Raw genomic sequence first — 14,346 nt, 5'->3', positions numbered from 1 at the left:
AGGAACTTAACCCATGTCGAATCCCCGTCACAACGAACGCGAAGTCCGCGCCCCGCGCGGCGACGAGCTCAACGCCAAGAGCTGGCTGACCGAAGCGCCGCTGCGCATGCTGATGAACAACCTCGACCCGGACGTGGCCGAGCGCCCGCACGAGCTGGTCGTCTATGGCGGCATCGGCCGCGCTGCCCGCACCTGGGCCGATTTCGACCGCATCGTCGCCACGCTGAAGACGCTGAATGAAGACGAGACGCTGCTGGTGCAGTCGGGCAAGCCGGTCGGCGTGTTCCGCACCCACAAGGACGCGCCGCGCGTGCTGATCGCCAACTCCAACCTCGTGCCGCACTGGGCCAACTGGGACCACTTCAACGAGCTGGATAAGAAGGGTCTCGCCATGTACGGCCAGATGACGGCCGGTTCGTGGATCTATATCGGCGCTCAGGGAATCGTGCAGGGCACCTACGAGACCTTCGTGGAAGCCGGCCGCCAGCACTATGAGGGCAACCTCAAGGGCAAGTGGATCCTCACCGGCGGCCTCGGCGGCATGGGCGGCGCACAGCCGCTGGCGGCCGTGATGGCCGGCGCCTGCTGCCTTGCCGTGGAATGCGACGAAACCCGTGCCGACTTCCGCCTGCGCACCCGCTATGTCGACGAAAAGACCCACAGCCTCGATGAGGCGCTGGCCAAGATCGACGAATGGACGAAGGCCGGCGAAGCCAAGTCCATCGCCCTGATCGGCAATGCGGCGGAGGTGTTCCCCGAGCTGGTCAGGCGCGGCGTGCGCCCCGACATTGTCACCGACCAGACCTCGGCACACGATCCGGTCCACGGCTACCTGCCGATCGGCTGGACCGTCGCCGAATGGCGCGCCAAGCAGGAGAGCGACCCCAAGGCCGTCGAGAAGGCCGCCCGCGCCTCCATGCGCATTCAGGTCGAGGCGATGGTTGCCTTCCACGACATGGGCATCCCCACCGTCGACTACGGCAACAACATCCGCCAGATGGCGCTGGAAGAGGGCTTTGAAAACGCCTTCGCCTTCCCCGGCTTCGTGCCGGCCTATATCCGCCCGCTGTTCTGCCGCGGCGTCGGTCCGTTCCGCTGGGCGGCCCTGTCGGGCGATCCGGAGGACATCTACAAGACCGACGCCAAGGTCAAGGAACTGATCCCCGACAACGCCCACCTGCACAACTGGCTGGACATGGCGCGCGAGCGCATCGAGTTCCAGGGCCTGCCGGCGCGCATCTGCTGGGTCGGCCTCGGCGACCGCCACCGCCTCGGCCTCGCCTTCAACGAGATGGTGAAGAACGGCGAACTCAAGGCGCCGATCGTCATCGGCCGCGACCACCTCGATTCCGGCTCGGTCGCCTCGCCGAACCGCGAGACGGAAGCCATGAAGGACGGTTCGGACGCCGTGTCCGACTGGCCGCTGCTCAACGCCCTGCTCAACACCGCCTCGGGTGCGACATGGGTGTCGCTGCACCACGGCGGCGGCGTCGGCATGGGCTTCTCGCAGCACTCCGGCATGGTGATCTGCTGCGACGGCACCGATGACGCAGCCCGCCGCATCGAGCGCGTGCTGTGGAACGATCCGGCCACCGGCGTCATGCGCCACGCCGATGCCGGCTACGACATCGCGCTGGACTGGGCGAAGAAGCAGGGCCTGCGCCTGCCGGGCATCCTCGGAAACTGAGGCAGGCCATGAAGATCGCGCGCCGCGCCGACCACAAGCGCATGGCATGGAAGAACGGGCAGGGCCTCACCGAAGAGGTGGCGGCCTTCCCGGCAGGCAGCGACACCGACAGTTTCGACTGGCGGCTGTCGATCGCCCATGTCGGCGCCGACGGACCCTTTTCGGTGTTCGCCGGCATCGACCGCACCATCGCCCTGCTCGACGGTCCGGGGCTGGCGCTCGATCTGCCTGAGGGGAAAACCGTCGAGCTGCGGCCCGACGGTGCGCCCTTCGCCTTCCCGGGCGACTGGACGATTTCCAGCCGCAACACGGGCGGGCCGACCATCGACCTCAACATCATGACACGGCGCGGGCGCTGTACGCATGAGATGCAGCGCCTGACGCTCGAACCGGGCGCGCGTTTCACCACAACCGGCGCGGGCTGGGCGGTTTTCAATACCACAGCCAGAATCGATGCCGATGGCGAGGAGCTGACCATCGAGCGTTTCGATGCAATCGCGCTCGACGCAGGCGAAGGCTTCGTCAATCGCACGGAGACAGCCGCGCAAATCCTGCACATCGTCATCGCGCCGGTCTGACCGATCAGGCCGGCGCTGCGGCTCCGGCCGCCCGGTCAGTGCGTCTGTGCAGCCTCGTCGTCCGTCTCGCCATAGAAGCGCAATGCCGGGTGCGGCCCGGCGTCCACCACATATTTCAGAAACGTCTGCGGCGAGGGCATCCGGTAGAGCAGCCGCACCGCGCAGATCATCTCCTCGAAGGATTTGTCCAGCTTCACGCAGGTGCGCTGCGTGGGGCGCAGATAGACCGAGCGGCCGTCACGCTGCCTGTAGAGAAATCCCATTTCCTCCAGCTCGCGCACCTTACGGTGCACGGTGGTGAGGGGCAGGTCCAGCACATTGGCAATGGCTGAAATATCGTAGAGCCGGCCCTGATTTTCACCCGCGATCACGGTGCGGATGATCAGGGCATGGAGCGGCCCGCCCCACATGCCCGTCTCGATCGCGTAGAACCGGTTCAGGCATTCGATGATCTGCGTTTGCACAACGGCACGGATGTGTTGATCGTCCACGTCTCGCCTCCTGCATGATACGCTGAAACAGCATGCTTCCAGATTGGAAGCATTGCCGCAACCGGCACTTAATTTCCCATGCTAGCGTGAGGTCATGACATGTTGCCGCCGACATGCAGGCGGCCGCCTGAGGGAGGCTTTCTTGACCAAGCACATACTTGTTGTGGGTGGCGGCATTGGCGGCACGATGACCGCCAACAGCATCGTGGCCAAGCTCTATCCTGAAGTGGCGCGCGGCGCCGTGAAAGTCACCCTGCTTTCGGATTCGCCCTGGCACTATTACAAGCCGGCCTTCATGTATGTCGCCTTCGACATGTTCTTCGAGGGCGAACTGCGCCGCAAGCAGCAGTCGCTGCTGCGCCCGGAAATCGATTTCCGCGTCGACAAGGTCACCAGCTTCGACTTCGCCGGCTCCAAGGTGAAGACGCAGAGCGGCAAGACCATCGGCTACGACTACATCGTCGTTTCGACCGGCTGCCTGCCTGCGCCGGAGCGCATTCCCGGCCTGAAGGAAGCCGGCGATTATTTCTATCAGCAGAAGCCCGCGCTTCAGATGGCCGAGAGGCTGCGGAAGTTCGAAAAGGGCCGCATCTTCATCACCGTCAATTTCCCGAAAACGCCGAACGTGCCGCATCAGTGCGGCATCGCGCCGGTGGAAACCACGCTGATGCTGGACGAATATCTGCGCCGCAAGGGCGTGCGCGATCAGGTGGAGATCGTCTACACCTATCCGACCGTTTCGCAGCTTCTGCGCAACTGCCTGTTCCTGCAGCAGGAGGTGTGCGAGGTGATGCCGGCGATCTTCGAGAGCAAGGGCATCAAATACCAGCGCGGCTTCACGCTGGCCTCGGTCGACCCCGAACGCAAGGTCGCCACCTCGGAGGAGGGCAAGGAGGAAGGCTTCGACCTGCTCATGTGCACGCCGCCGATCCGTGCCGTCGACGCCGTGCTGGAAAGCGGCGTTTCGCAGGCTGCCAACAATGAAGGCTGGCTGCCCACCAACCGCCAGACGCTTCAGCTCGAAGGCTTCCCCAACGCCTATGTGATGGGTGATACGGTCGACCTGCCGATCTCCAAGGCCGGCGGCTCCTGCCACAACCAGTGCCCGATCATCGCCAACAACATCGCCGGTGACCTGCGCCTCGGCCGCACCGTGGACGTCTATGACGGCAAGGTGCAGGCGGTGGCGCAGATGGGTCTCGAGGCCGGCATGCCGCTCTGGTACGACTATGACGAGGACGTGCACCCGACCCCGCCGACGAAAGTGGGCGGGCTGCTGCGCAAAGCCTTCAACCGCGGCATCTACTGGTCCGTCGCGCGCGGCATCATCTGAACATCACGAAAAGACATGCAGCCTCCGGGGAGGACATCACCTTGAACACATCCAGTTCGGACACAGGCGCAACCCTGACGGAAACCGCCGCAGCGCTCTCGCCGCTGCTGGACGAGGCGACGGAACGCGGCCTGAAGGAGCTTCTGGAAAAGGTCGCGCCGCTCATTCAGGGCCGCCGCTTCCACAATGTCGTGGACCTGCTCTCTCTGGCCTCCGACGGCGTCGACATGTTCGACGACGCCATGGTCCAGAAGCTGATGAAAGCCTATGAGGAATCCATCGGCACCGCCTGGGCGCTGGGCAACGCCGCCCGCTATGCGCAGAACCAGGCAGCTACCCTGCCGGTGCCAACGCTGTTCGGCCTCCTGCGCACGGCCGGTAACGAGGACGTGCGCCGCGGCCTGCATTTCGTGCTGCAGTTCCTCGCCGTGCTCGGCCGCCAGATGAACAACGACGTGGAGGAATGACCACGGAGGGCGACCTCGACAGCCTCTATCAGGCGCGGGTACGGGACTGGGCGCGCAAAGTGCGCAACGATGCCCGCCTCGTGCCCGCCGACCTCACCGTGAGCCGTACCAGCCCGCTGTGCGGCAGCACGCTCGCGCTCGACATACGCCATGACGGACGAACCATCACCGCGCTGGGATATCGGGCCCGCGCCTGCACGCTGGGCATGGCCTCGACGGCGGTCGTGGTTGCCAAGGCGCCGGGGCGAAGTTTTGCCGAGATCGGAGAAGCGGGCGCACAGCTCGCCGTCCTGCTGACGGGCGAAGATGTAGTCTTTCCCGATCATTGGGCAGAGCTCGGCATGTTCACGGCGGCACGGGCATTCCCGACCCGCCACGGCTCGATCATGCTGCCTTTCGACGCGCTTGCGGAAGCTGCCGGCAAGCTGGGCTGACCTAAGCTGGGCTGAGCGGCTGGAGCATTCTGCTTTTTCCGAATTGAAAACCGCTTCGGACCTCCGCCGGAATTACTCTACACTCCGAACTGTTCCGGCCAGTCGCGATAGAGCGCAACCTGGCCCTCGCGCCGCAGGGCGGCGACCTTTTCCAGATCGATCTCGCCGATCAGCCATTGGCTAGTTTGCGTGGCGACGGCCTCGCTTTCGGCAAAAATCCCGCTCGGCGGCATGCCGTAGTCGGCCGGCACATAGAGCGCTGCGCGGCCGAAATTCTCGTCCACCGCCGGCGACCATGGCGCGAAGCCGGCGGTCGGCGACACCAGAACGGCCAACTGGTTTTCCAGTGCGCGCGCCTGCGCGCCGATGCGCACGCGATGATAGCCGGCCTCGGTGTCGGTGCAGCTCGGCGCAAGGATCAGGTCTACGCCATCTTCCGCCAATTTGCGGGCCAGCATCGGAAACTCGTTGTCGTAGCAGATCAGGATGCCGACCCTGCCCAGCGGCGTATCAAAACTGCGCAAACCCTCGGTGCCGGCGGCGATGAACCATTGCTCGCGCTCGAACCGCGTCATGATGATCTTGTCCTGATGGCCGGCAAGCCCGTCCGGCCCGAACAGAAAGGCACGGTTGCGGTATTTGCCGTCCGGATCGAGAACGGGAGCCGAACCGGGGCAGAACCACACGCCATGGCGACGTGCAATGGCCTCACACAGGTCCAGCCAGCGCGGGATGAGCGGCTGGATCGCGGCGATCGATCTGTGCAGGTCGCCGCGCTCCTCTTCCGGTAACAGCCCGGTGAGCGCCATGGCGGCATATTCGGGCAGCAGCAGCAATTGCGCTCCGGCTTCCACCGCTTCACCGGCCAGTTGCTCCAGATGCATGGCGTAGGCATCCCAGCCGTCGAACAGCTCGATGGCATATTGGCAGGAGGCAAACTTCACCATCAGCGCAGTTCCTTCATCCAGAACGACATGGGCTTGGCGCTTTCCTCATTCTCGCCAATGTCGCGCCACGAGAATTCGGTGAGAAGCTGCGGCTGATGCACGTAGCCGCGCTTGTTCCAGAAGCCGTTGAGCGGAACGTAACCGGCAGGGCGCAGCGGATGATCGGCAGGGCGCTCCACCGCGCAGAAGCAGCAATGCGCGAACCGCCCAAGGCTGCGGGCATAGGCCTCCCGCTCCTCGAAGAAACGCACGCCGATGCCCTGTCCGCGATAGGAGGAGAGCAGCACGGATTCAGCGAAATAGAAGATGCGCGACGGGTCCCAGCCACCTTCGACAAAGGGCTTCCTGAACGCCTCTGTCTCATGATCCATGGGCATTCCGGTCGAGACGCCCACGACGCGCTCGCCGTCGAAGGCCAGCACGAACAGACTTTCGGGCGATTTCGCATAGGTCGCCAGATAGTTCTGCTCGTAGTCCAGAGACCCTTCATAGAGATAGGGAAAAGCCCGGAACACCTCGATGCGCAACCGCGCCAGATCGTCAATATGAGGGCCGATCTCCGGCCCTTGCCGAACCACGATATGCATTGTCGCTTCCAGACCCCTCCCGGACTTCAAAAGCCTGACAAGCTGCTATAGGGCTTGAAACCGGAATTGGCCATTGCGTTTGCGAACAGGGAGAGATCATGAGCGCCAAAGACATCATTTCCGCCTATTACGACGCCTTCAATCGTCAGGACATGGATGCCTTCCTTGGCCTGCTGACGGATGACGTGGCGCATGACATCAATCAGGGCGAACGCCAGACCGGCAAGGACGTCTTCCGCAGCTTCATGGACAAGATGAACCGCAGCTACCGCGAGCGGCTCACCGACATCGCCATCATGGAAAGCGCCGACGGCACGCGCGGTGCGGCCGAATTCACCGTCAACGGCGAATATCTGGCAACCGACGAAGGCCTGCCGGAAGCCAAAGGCCAGAAATACGTGCTGCCCGCCGGCGCCTTCTTCGAGATCCGCGACGGCAAGGTCGCGCGCATCTCCAACTACTACAATCTCAACGACTGGATCGCGCAGGTCAGCGCCTGATCCTACGGGATTAAAGCAGCGCCCCGCTGAAAAAGCGGGGACAGGCATAAAAAAAACGGGCGCCGGGAAAACCATCGGCGCCCGTTTCGTTTCAGGTCCGCTCAGTCGAGCCGCATGGCCGCCTGCTCGTCACGCCGGCGCTGCACCTCGCGGCGCTTGTTGACGATCGAGGCGGCGATGACGCCGACCGAGACGATGGCGATCAGGATGGTGCACGCCGCGTTGATCTCCGGCGTCACGCCAAGCCGCACCTGACTGTAGATCTTCATCGGCAGCGTCGTCGCACCCGGCCCGGAGGCGAAGCTGGCGATGACCAGATCGTCGAGCGACAGGGTGAAGGCCAGCATCCAGCCCGAGATGATGGCGGGTGCGATCACCGGCAGGGTGATCTGGAAAAAGGTTTTCACCGGCGGCGCGCCGAGATCCATCGCTGCCTCTTCCAGCGACCGGTCGAACGAGATCAGCCGCGACTGCACCACCACCGCCACGAAGCACATGGAAAAGGTGATGTGGGCGAGCGTGACGGTCAGGAAGCCGCGATCGAGGCCGATGGCCACGAACAGGAGCAGCAGCGACAGGCCGGTGATGACCTCCGGCATGACCAGCGGCGCGAACACCATGCCGGTGAACAGCACCCTGCCCCGGAAGCGCGTGTAGCGGGTCAGCACCAGTGCCGCCATGGTGCCGAGCACGGTGGCGGCGGAGGCCGAGACCAGCGCCACGCGGATCGTCACCCACGCGGCATCCATCAGGCCCTGATTGCGGAACAGCGACACATACCATTGCGTCGAGAACCCGCCCCAGACCGTGACGAGGCGCGAGGCGTTGAAGGAGAAGACGACGAGAAGCACGATCGGCAGATAGAGAAAGGCAAAGCCCAGCACGATCGAGACGATGTTGAAGCGGCTCCAGGTGGCGTTCATGTCAGCGATCCTGTTCCTGGGCGCGGGCCTGCGCGTGCTGGAAGAGGACGATCGGGATGACCAGCACCAGAAGCAGGATGATGGCCACCGCCGAGGCCACCGGCCAGTCACGGTTGGCGAAGAACTCGTTCCACAGCGTGCGGCCGATCATCAGCGTCTGCGAGCCGCCGAGCAGGTCGGGGATGACGAACTCGCCGACGGCCGGGATGAACACCAGCAGGCAGCCGGCGATGACACCCGGCAGCGACAGCGGGAAGGTGATCTTCCAGAAGGCGCTGATCGGCGGGCAGCCGAGATCCTGCGCCGCCTCGATCAGCGAGTTGTCCATCTTCTCAAGCGAAGAATAGAGCGGCAGCACCATGAAAGGCAGGTAGGAATAGACGATGCCGATATAGATCGCCGTATAGGTGTTCATGATCACCAGCGGCGTGGAAATGACGCCGATGCTCATCAGGAACTGGTTGAGCAGGCCTTCCGGCTTGAGAATGCCGATCCAGGCGTAGACGCGGATCAGGAACGAGGTCCAGAACGGCAGGATGACCAGCATCAGCAACGTGGGGCGGAGCGATGCCGGCGCGCGCGCCATGCCATAAGCGATCGGATAGCCGACCAGCAGCGTCAGCAGTGTGGACACACCGGCAATCATCACGCTGGAAATATAGGCGTTGAAGTAGAGCGGGTCTTCCGTCAGCCAGACATAATTGTCGAAGCTGAGTTCCTTCAGGGCGGCCCACAGGCCCGCAATCCCTTCACTGAAATCGATGGACGGCGCATAGGGCGGCATCGAGATGGCGCTCTGCGACAGCGAAATCTTGAAGACGATGACGAAGGGAACGAGGAAGAAAAACAGCAGCCACGCATAGGGCACGATGATCACGAGCCGGCTGGTGATGCCGGATGCGAGGCGGTTCAGAAAGGGTTTTTGCGCAGCGGCGGCAATGGGGGCGGAAGCGGCAAGGTTCGACATGACCGCCCCCCTAACTCGTCAGCACCACGCCGGCATCGGGCCGGAAGGAGATCCAGGCGCGGTCGCTCCAGGTGAGCGGATCGTCCATGATGCGCGCCGCATTGAGAATGGAAGCCCGCACGATCTGGCCGTCATCGAGCTTCACATAATAGGTCGTCATGTCGCCAAGATAGGCGATGTCATAGACTTCCCCCTCCAGAACGTTCACCGCATTTTCCGGCCGGCGCGACGAAATCCTGATCTTTTCCGGGCGGATGGCGAAGGCGACGTCATTGCCCTTCGCCGCATCGCCCACATTCTCGACCGTTATCTGCGCGCCGGTCCCGCCGGTGATGCGCACCGTGTTGTCGGCGCGCTCGGCGACATTGCCCTCGAACAGGTTGACGTTGCCGACGAAGCCGGCGACGAAGCGCGAATTGGGCGCCTCGTAGATCTCGGCCGGCGTCGCCACCTGCATCACCTCGCCCTTGTCCATGATGGCGATGCGGTCGGCCATGGTCATGGCCTCTTCCTGATCGTGGGTGACGACCACGAAGGTCAGCCCAAGCTCCTGCTGCAGGTCCATCAGCTCGAACTGGGTTTCCTCGCGCAACTTCTTGTCGAGCGCGCCGAGCGGCTCGTCGAGCAGCAGCACTTTCGGGCGCTTGGCAACCGAGCGGGCCAGCGCCACGCGCTGCCGCTGGCCGCCGGAGAGCTGGTGGGGTTTGCGGCTGGCAAAGCGCTCCAGCTTGACCAGCTTCAGCATCTCGGCCACGCGCCTGTCGATGTCGGCCTTCGGCATGCCTTCCTGCTTCAGGCCGAAGGCGATGTTCTTCTCCACGCTCATATGCGGGAACAGCGCATAGGACTGGAACATCATGTTGACCGGCCGCCGGTAGGGCGGGATACCGCGCAGATCCTGTCCGTCGAGCAGAATTTTCCCGGACGTGGGTTCCTCGAACCCGGCCAGCATGCGCAGAAGCGTGGACTTGCCACAACCGGAAGCACCCAGCAGGGCGAAGAACTCGCGCTCATAGATGGACAGCGACAGGTTGTTGACGGCGGTGAAGTCGCCGAAGCGCTTGGTGACGTTCTCGAACCTGATATAGGGCTTCGCCTGCGGATCGCTCCACGGCGCGAAATCCCGGCGGATGCTGCCCAGTGACTTCATGCTTGCCTCTCCCCCGCCGCGCGGCAGACCATTTTCCCGAAAGCGTGTCGCGATCTTTCAGATTCGCTCCTTACGCTTTCAGTTGTTGTTTTGACGCATGTCGTTGTCCCGAAACCGATTCCCACTTCCGGGCGACATGCTTGAGTGGCCGTCCGGACGCTTCTCGCTCCTGTTCCGGCACCGCCCTGCAACTGAACGGAAGAAAGCCCCGGCGCGAACCGGGGCTTCCTCAATTACTGACCCGTCACCACCTTGGTCCATGTGCGGGTGAAAAGGCGCTGCGTCCTGGAATCGAGTGGCGTGTTGACGAACAGCTTGGCCATCACATCATCCGGCGGATAGACGGCGGGGTCATCATGCACGCCCTCATCGAGGAATTCCTGCGAGGCCTTGTTGCCATTGGCGTAGTACACATAGTTCGATGACTTCGCGATGACCTCCGGCTTCATCATGTAGTTGAGGAAAGCGTGGGCCTCTTCCGGATGCGGTGCATCGGCCGGGATCGCCATCTGGTCGAACCACATCTGCGTACCTTCCTTTGGAATCACGTAGTTCAGCTCGACGCCATTATCGGCTTCCTCCGCACGATCACGCGCCTGGAACACGTCACCCGACCAGCCGACCGCGATGCAGATGTCGCCATTGGCGAGGCCGTTGATGAATTCGGAGGAATGGAACTTGCGCACGAAGGGGCGAACCTTGAGCAAGGCTTCCTCGGCCTTCGCGATGTCGTCCGGCTCGTGGCTGTCGGGATTGAGGCCGAGATAGGCCAGCGTGACTGGGATCATGTCCGTGGGAGAATCGAGGAAGTTGATGCCGCAGTCCTTCAGCTTGGCGGCCTGCTCAGGATCGAACACCGTTTTCCAGCTGTCGATCTCGTCGGTACCCAGCACCTCCTTGATCTTGGCCACATTGTAGCCGATGCCGATCGTGCCCCACATGTAGTTGATCGAATATTCGTTGCCGGGGTCGAACACCACGGTGCGATCGCTCACCATATCCCACATGTTTGACAGATTGGGCAGCTTCGACTTGTCGAGCTTCTGATAGACGCCGGCTTCGATCTGCCGCGCGAGGAAACTGCTGGTCGGCACGACGACATCATAGCCGCTGCCACCGGCCAGAAGCTTGGTTTCCAGAATTTCGTTGGAATCATAGACATCGTAGACGACCTTGATGCCTGTTTCCTTGGTGAAGTCGTCAATGATCGAGGAATCGATGTAATCGGACCAGTTGTAGACATTGACGACACGCTCCTGCGCCGCAGCCGCGAAGGCGAAGCCTGTCGCAAGCATTGTGGTCGCCAGAAGAACGGCTGATTTGCGCTGCATAAGATACTCCCTTCCCAAGTATTCCCCTTCCGGCCCGCGCTCAGGCGGTTCAGCCGGACATGTATTTCAATCTATTGAGCTTTCTCAGGATCAACAAGCGACATTCGGCGTGCGCACGATGACGTTTGTGCGAAGTTTGCCGGTTCTGCGGAAAAACCCGTTCTGGCAAGATCGGCCTGTCTCATTGTTGCCTTTGGCCCAGCCTGCCTGTGGCACGGAGGCTTTGTCAATGGTCCTGTGCTGACGCTGGGGCAGGCTCAGTTGGGGGCCGGCAGACCGCTGACGCCCGGCCGGGGCGGCTGGGAATGACGCCGGAATTCGCGCGCGATATGCACGAGCAGCGCGGCGAACACGATGGCCCCGCCGATCAGCGTGCGCCCCGACGGCACTTCCGCATGGGCCAGCCAGACCCAGACCGGACCCAGTATGGTCTCGAAGGTGCCGAGCAATGCCGCCATGGCGGCAGGAATCAGGCGCGCCCCGGTGGCGAAGCAGGCAAGGCCGAGGCCAAGGTTGATGACGCCAAAAGCGAACAGGAAGGCCATGTCGTGCGCCGACACGGCAAGCGAAGAGGCCTGCGTGAGCGCGATGAGAGCGGCGAAGACGGTTCCCAAGCACGTCGCCGGCGTCATGCGCACATTGGCGAAACGACGGGTGATGACGGTGGCGGTGGCGAGCGCACAGGTGATGGCCAGCGCCAGCCCGTCGCCGATCGGCGAAACCGATCCGCCCAGCGTTTCCGACACCATCACGCCGACCCCAACGATGACGAAGAAGATCGCGACCCATGTACCGCCGGATACGGCCTCACGCAGGGCGATCCACGCAAACAGCGCCGCGATCAGCGGAACGCCGGCCTGTATCAGCAGGATGTTGGCAACGGTGGTGTAGGAAAGGGCCACCACGAAGCAGATCGATGCCGTGGCAAAGCAGGCGGCCACGGCCAGCCCCGGCAGCCCCATGTCGCGGAACATCCGCACGGTGCCACGCCAGCCGTCGCGCCAGAGCATGTAGGCGATGAGGAAGGCCGTCGCCCACAGCGATCGCCAGAAGATCACCGCCCACGGATCGGCAGCATCGATATAACGGGCAATCGCGCCGCCAAGGCTCCACAACAGGGCCGACAGAAAGACCAGTGCGGCGCCATATCGCGAGGTACGCGCCGGCGCTGCAGCAACGGCATCGGACGATGCAACCTCAGCCATGCTACCCTCCCAAGCGCCGCGCTGTAGTCGGGAGCACATCTAACGCACAAAGCGGTGCCGAAGAAGGTCCAGACTGCACCGAACCATTGGCCTCAGGATCAGTTCCTACTGGAAATCGAAGGCGCTCAGACCCGTCACCATCTCGTCGAGACCGAGCGGGCGCGTCACTGGCGGCGCTGCACGCGACAGGCAGCCCGGCCGCTCGCACAGCCGGCACGCCGGGCCAACCTGTGTGATTGCGCCCGAACCTGACATCGTACCCGGCAGTGCCGCGCCGTAGACGACCTCGTCCTTGTAGGCGATGTCGCAGGCAAGCAGCAGCGCGGTGCGGCGCGGCCGCTCGTTGAAGGCGCCCTGCGGCCCTTCCAGCGTGCGGGCCATGGTGAGGAACTCCGCCCCGTCCGGCATTTCCACCGCTTCCACGAAAATCTGCCCCGGCTGGGTGAAGGCGGCATGTACGGCGAGCTTGGGACAGCCACCGCCGAAGCGGCTGTGCGGAAAGCCGGCGCTGCCCGCCTTGCGGAAGGGATGGCCGGCATTGTCCACCTCCAGCATGAAGAAGGGCACGCCGGCGCTGCCCTGCCGCTGTAGCATGGTAAGCCGGTTGGCGGCCTGCTCGAACGAGACGGAAAAGCGCGAGCGCAGCACATCGACATCGTAGCGGGCGCGCTGTGCGGCTGCGAGAAACGCCTGATAGGGCATCATCAGCGCGTGGGCGGCGTAGCGGCCAAGCTCGAAGCGGGCCAGCCGCCGCGCCTCATCGCTCGACAGCTTCAGTGCGGCGATCTCGGCCGCGATGGCCACCGACATGCGCATCAGGCAGGCTTCCATCGCCAGCTCACGCAGCTGATCGAAGGGGGACAGCCGCTCCGACAGGAACAGGCGCTGCGAATGCCTGTCGTACCGGCGACGCCAGTTGGGCATGGTCGCCACCGGCAGCACGCGCACGGTGATGCCATATTCACGCTTCAGCCAGGCTTTCAGCGCACCGTGGAGATCCTCGCCCGGCTCCAGCACGCGAATGAAGGCTTCTGCCTCCTCCTCGAGTGCCGGATAATGGTTCGGCCGCCGCTCGAACACCTCGTGCACCTCGTCCATCGGCAGGCGCGCGCCGGAAAGCGCGGTGCCCCGCCCTTCGCGCGCCAGCAGCTCGTTGAGGTCCGACAGACGTTCGGCCTGCTCGCGATAGGCGCGGTAGAGCTTGATCATCGCCGCCGCCGCATTGGGTGCGGCCTCCGCCACCTCCACCAGTTCCTGCTCGCCCGGCAGTTCGCCCGAAAGCAGCGGATCGGCGAACATTTCCCGCAAGGCCGCGATCGACCCGCCGGCCTGTGCCTGCAATTCATCAGGCTCGACCTTGTAGACGGAAGCCAGCCGCAGGATGAGCTGCACGGTGAGCGGACGCTGGTTGCGCTCGATCAGGTTGAGATAGGAGGGCGAGATGCCCAGCCCCTCGGCCATCGCCGTCTGGGTCAGGCCCTTGGCGTTGCGGATGCGGCGGATGCGGGGGCCCGCAAAGATCTTCTGTTCAGCCATGGGACAGCATTTTACACGATTTTACAAAACCGTCCGGGAATTTCCCATTTATTGGTTTTTACAATTTTGACAAATTTACAACCGCAATCTGTCAAACGCAACACAGATTTTCCTTTATTTTCAGCCGAAAATCTCGGTTTTTCTCGCCTTTACCGCACCGCAATGTAAATCAAGTCGCAGAGGCAGACGCCAATCCGGATGGCGAGGCGA

Annotated in this window: 15 protein-coding genes; 6 read left to right on the top strand and 9 right to left on the bottom strand. The window is 63.4% G+C overall.

Features of this window, described 5'->3' with window-relative positions; translation table 11 throughout:
• The first annotated feature begins 13 nt into the window (after positions 1 to 13).
• The gene (gene hutU, locus AC5XE7_RS08740; protein WP_495365692.1) at positions 14 to 1,687 is read left to right on the top strand and encodes a urocanate hydratase; all 1,674 of its coding nucleotides are present in this window, start codon (positions 14 to 16) and stop codon (positions 1,685 to 1,687) included.
• A gap of 8 nt (positions 1,688 to 1,695) precedes the next feature.
• Entirely contained in the window at positions 1,696 to 2,265 is a 570-nt protein-coding gene (locus tag AC5XE7_RS08735; RefSeq protein ID WP_495365691.1) for a HutD/Ves family protein, read from the top strand.
• Between the two features lie 35 nt (positions 2,266 to 2,300).
• Here the strand turns inward: AC5XE7_RS08735 and AC5XE7_RS08730 are convergent, their stop codons facing one another.
• Complete coding sequence (locus AC5XE7_RS08730) at positions 2,301 to 2,756, bottom strand: helix-turn-helix transcriptional regulator (protein ID WP_495365690.1); 456 nt, start codon at positions 2,754 to 2,756, stop codon at positions 2,301 to 2,303.
• Positions 2,757 to 2,898: 142 nt separating this feature from the next.
• Between AC5XE7_RS08730 and AC5XE7_RS08725 the strand changes: the two genes are divergently transcribed.
• The 3 genes from AC5XE7_RS08725 to AC5XE7_RS08715 are packed head-to-tail and all read left to right on the top strand — an operon-like array spanning position 2,899 to position 4,990.
• Positions 2,899 to 4,089, top strand: a complete 1,191-nt coding sequence (locus tag AC5XE7_RS08725; RefSeq protein ID WP_183826453.1) for an NAD(P)/FAD-dependent oxidoreductase — start codon at positions 2,899 to 2,901, stop codon at positions 4,087 to 4,089.
• Positions 4,090 to 4,130: 41 nt separating this feature from the next.
• Positions 4,131 to 4,556, top strand: coding sequence for a DUF1641 domain-containing protein (locus tag AC5XE7_RS08720; protein ID WP_495365689.1), 426 nt, complete (start codon positions 4,131 to 4,133; stop codon positions 4,554 to 4,556).
• Positions 4,553 to 4,990 (top strand): iron-sulfur cluster assembly scaffold protein, encoded by a 438-nt coding sequence (locus tag AC5XE7_RS08715; RefSeq protein WP_495365688.1) that lies wholly within the window; start codon positions 4,553 to 4,555, stop codon positions 4,988 to 4,990. The genes AC5XE7_RS08720 and AC5XE7_RS08715 overlap by 4 nt, the downstream gene beginning before the upstream one ends.
• 77 nt (positions 4,991 to 5,067) lie before the next feature.
• Here AC5XE7_RS08715 and AC5XE7_RS08710 read toward each other — a convergent pair whose 3' ends face one another.
• Together AC5XE7_RS08710 and AC5XE7_RS08705 are read right to left on the bottom strand one after the other, a co-directional pair.
• A complete protein-coding gene (locus AC5XE7_RS08710) occupies positions 5,068 to 5,937 on the bottom strand; it encodes a carbon-nitrogen hydrolase family protein (protein WP_495365687.1) in 870 nt (289 codons plus the stop codon).
• Positions 5,937 to 6,524 carry a GNAT family N-acetyltransferase gene (locus AC5XE7_RS08705; RefSeq protein ID WP_495365686.1) on the bottom strand — a complete coding sequence of 196 codons (588 nt, stop codon included), beginning with the start codon at positions 6,522 to 6,524 and terminating at the stop codon, positions 5,937 to 5,939. Before AC5XE7_RS08705 ends, AC5XE7_RS08710 begins: the two co-directional genes overlap by 1 nt.
• Before the next feature lie 98 nt (positions 6,525 to 6,622).
• On the opposite strand from AC5XE7_RS08705, the gene AC5XE7_RS08700 reads away from it, so the two are divergent.
• Positions 6,623 to 7,024: a ketosteroid isomerase-related protein gene (locus AC5XE7_RS08700; protein WP_495365685.1), complete on the top strand. Its 402-nt coding sequence runs from the start codon at positions 6,623 to 6,625 to the stop codon at positions 7,022 to 7,024.
• A gap of 101 nt (positions 7,025 to 7,125) precedes the next feature.
• Here AC5XE7_RS08700 and AC5XE7_RS08695 read toward each other — a convergent pair whose 3' ends face one another.
• From AC5XE7_RS08695 to AC5XE7_RS08670, 6 genes are all read right to left on the bottom strand, one after another.
• Complete coding sequence (locus AC5XE7_RS08695) at positions 7,126 to 7,947, bottom strand: ABC transporter permease subunit (RefSeq protein WP_239800227.1); 822 nt, start codon at positions 7,945 to 7,947, stop codon at positions 7,126 to 7,128.
• 1 nt (position 7,948) lies between these two features.
• The gene (locus tag AC5XE7_RS08690; protein ID WP_495365684.1) at positions 7,949 to 8,914 is read right to left on the bottom strand and encodes an ABC transporter permease subunit; all 966 of its coding nucleotides are present in this window, start codon (positions 8,912 to 8,914) and stop codon (positions 7,949 to 7,951) included.
• A gap of 10 nt (positions 8,915 to 8,924) precedes the next feature.
• Positions 8,925 to 10,064: an ABC transporter ATP-binding protein gene (locus AC5XE7_RS08685; RefSeq protein WP_183826433.1), complete on the bottom strand. Its 1,140-nt coding sequence runs from the start codon at positions 10,062 to 10,064 to the stop codon at positions 8,925 to 8,927.
• Between the two features lie 233 nt (positions 10,065 to 10,297).
• Positions 10,298 to 11,359: a polyamine ABC transporter substrate-binding protein gene (locus AC5XE7_RS08680; RefSeq protein WP_495365874.1), complete on the bottom strand. Its 1,062-nt coding sequence runs from the start codon at positions 11,357 to 11,359 to the stop codon at positions 10,298 to 10,300.
• A gap of 293 nt (positions 11,360 to 11,652) precedes the next feature.
• Positions 11,653 to 12,600: a DMT family transporter gene (locus AC5XE7_RS08675; RefSeq protein WP_495365683.1), complete on the bottom strand. Its 948-nt coding sequence runs from the start codon at positions 12,598 to 12,600 to the stop codon at positions 11,653 to 11,655.
• A gap of 105 nt (positions 12,601 to 12,705) precedes the next feature.
• Positions 12,706 to 14,136: a helix-turn-helix domain-containing protein gene (locus AC5XE7_RS08670; RefSeq protein WP_495365682.1), complete on the bottom strand. Its 1,431-nt coding sequence runs from the start codon at positions 14,134 to 14,136 to the stop codon at positions 12,706 to 12,708.
• Between the last annotated feature and the right edge of the window lie 210 nt (positions 14,137 to 14,346).

Source organism: Aquamicrobium sp. YD-1-mutant5 (assembly GCF_059509755.1).
Note: the sequence above shows the minus strand (reverse complement) of the source record. Positions and strands in the feature narration are given on the sequence as shown.

Excerpts from the sequence above, each read along its gene's own strand:
- hutU (WP_495365692.1), top strand. The coding sequence starts at position 14 with ATGTCGAATCCCCGTCACAACGAACGCGAAGTCCGCGCCCCGCGCGGC.
- AC5XE7_RS08735 (WP_495365691.1), top strand. The coding sequence starts at position 1,696 with ATGAAGATCGCGCGCCGCGCCGACCACAAGCGCATGGCATGGAAGAAC.
- AC5XE7_RS08715 (WP_495365688.1), top strand. The coding sequence starts at position 4,553 with ATGACCACGGAGGGCGACCTCGACAGCCTCTATCAGGCGCGGGTACGG.
- AC5XE7_RS08710 (WP_495365687.1), bottom strand. The coding sequence starts at position 5,937 with ATGGTGAAGTTTGCCTCCTGCCAATATGCCATCGAGCTGTTCGACGGC.
- AC5XE7_RS08705 (WP_495365686.1), bottom strand. The coding sequence starts at position 6,524 with ATGCATATCGTGGTTCGGCAAGGGCCGGAGATCGGCCCTCATATTGAC.
- AC5XE7_RS08700 (WP_495365685.1), top strand. The coding sequence starts at position 6,623 with ATGAGCGCCAAAGACATCATTTCCGCCTATTACGACGCCTTCAATCGT.
- AC5XE7_RS08695 (WP_239800227.1), bottom strand. The coding sequence starts at position 7,947 with ATGAACGCCACCTGGAGCCGCTTCAACATCGTCTCGATCGTGCTGGGC.
- AC5XE7_RS08690 (WP_495365684.1), bottom strand. The coding sequence starts at position 8,914 with ATGTCGAACCTTGCCGCTTCCGCCCCCATTGCCGCCGCTGCGCAAAAA.
- AC5XE7_RS08685 (WP_183826433.1), bottom strand. The coding sequence starts at position 10,064 with ATGAAGTCACTGGGCAGCATCCGCCGGGATTTCGCGCCGTGGAGCGAT.
- AC5XE7_RS08680 (WP_495365874.1), bottom strand. The coding sequence starts at position 11,359 with ATGCTTGCGACAGGCTTCGCCTTCGCGGCTGCGGCGCAGGAGCGTGTC.
- AC5XE7_RS08675 (WP_495365683.1), bottom strand. The coding sequence starts at position 12,600 with ATGGCTGAGGTTGCATCGTCCGATGCCGTTGCTGCAGCGCCGGCGCGT.
- AC5XE7_RS08670 (WP_495365682.1), bottom strand. The coding sequence starts at position 14,136 with ATGGCTGAACAGAAGATCTTTGCGGGCCCCCGCATCCGCCGCATCCGC.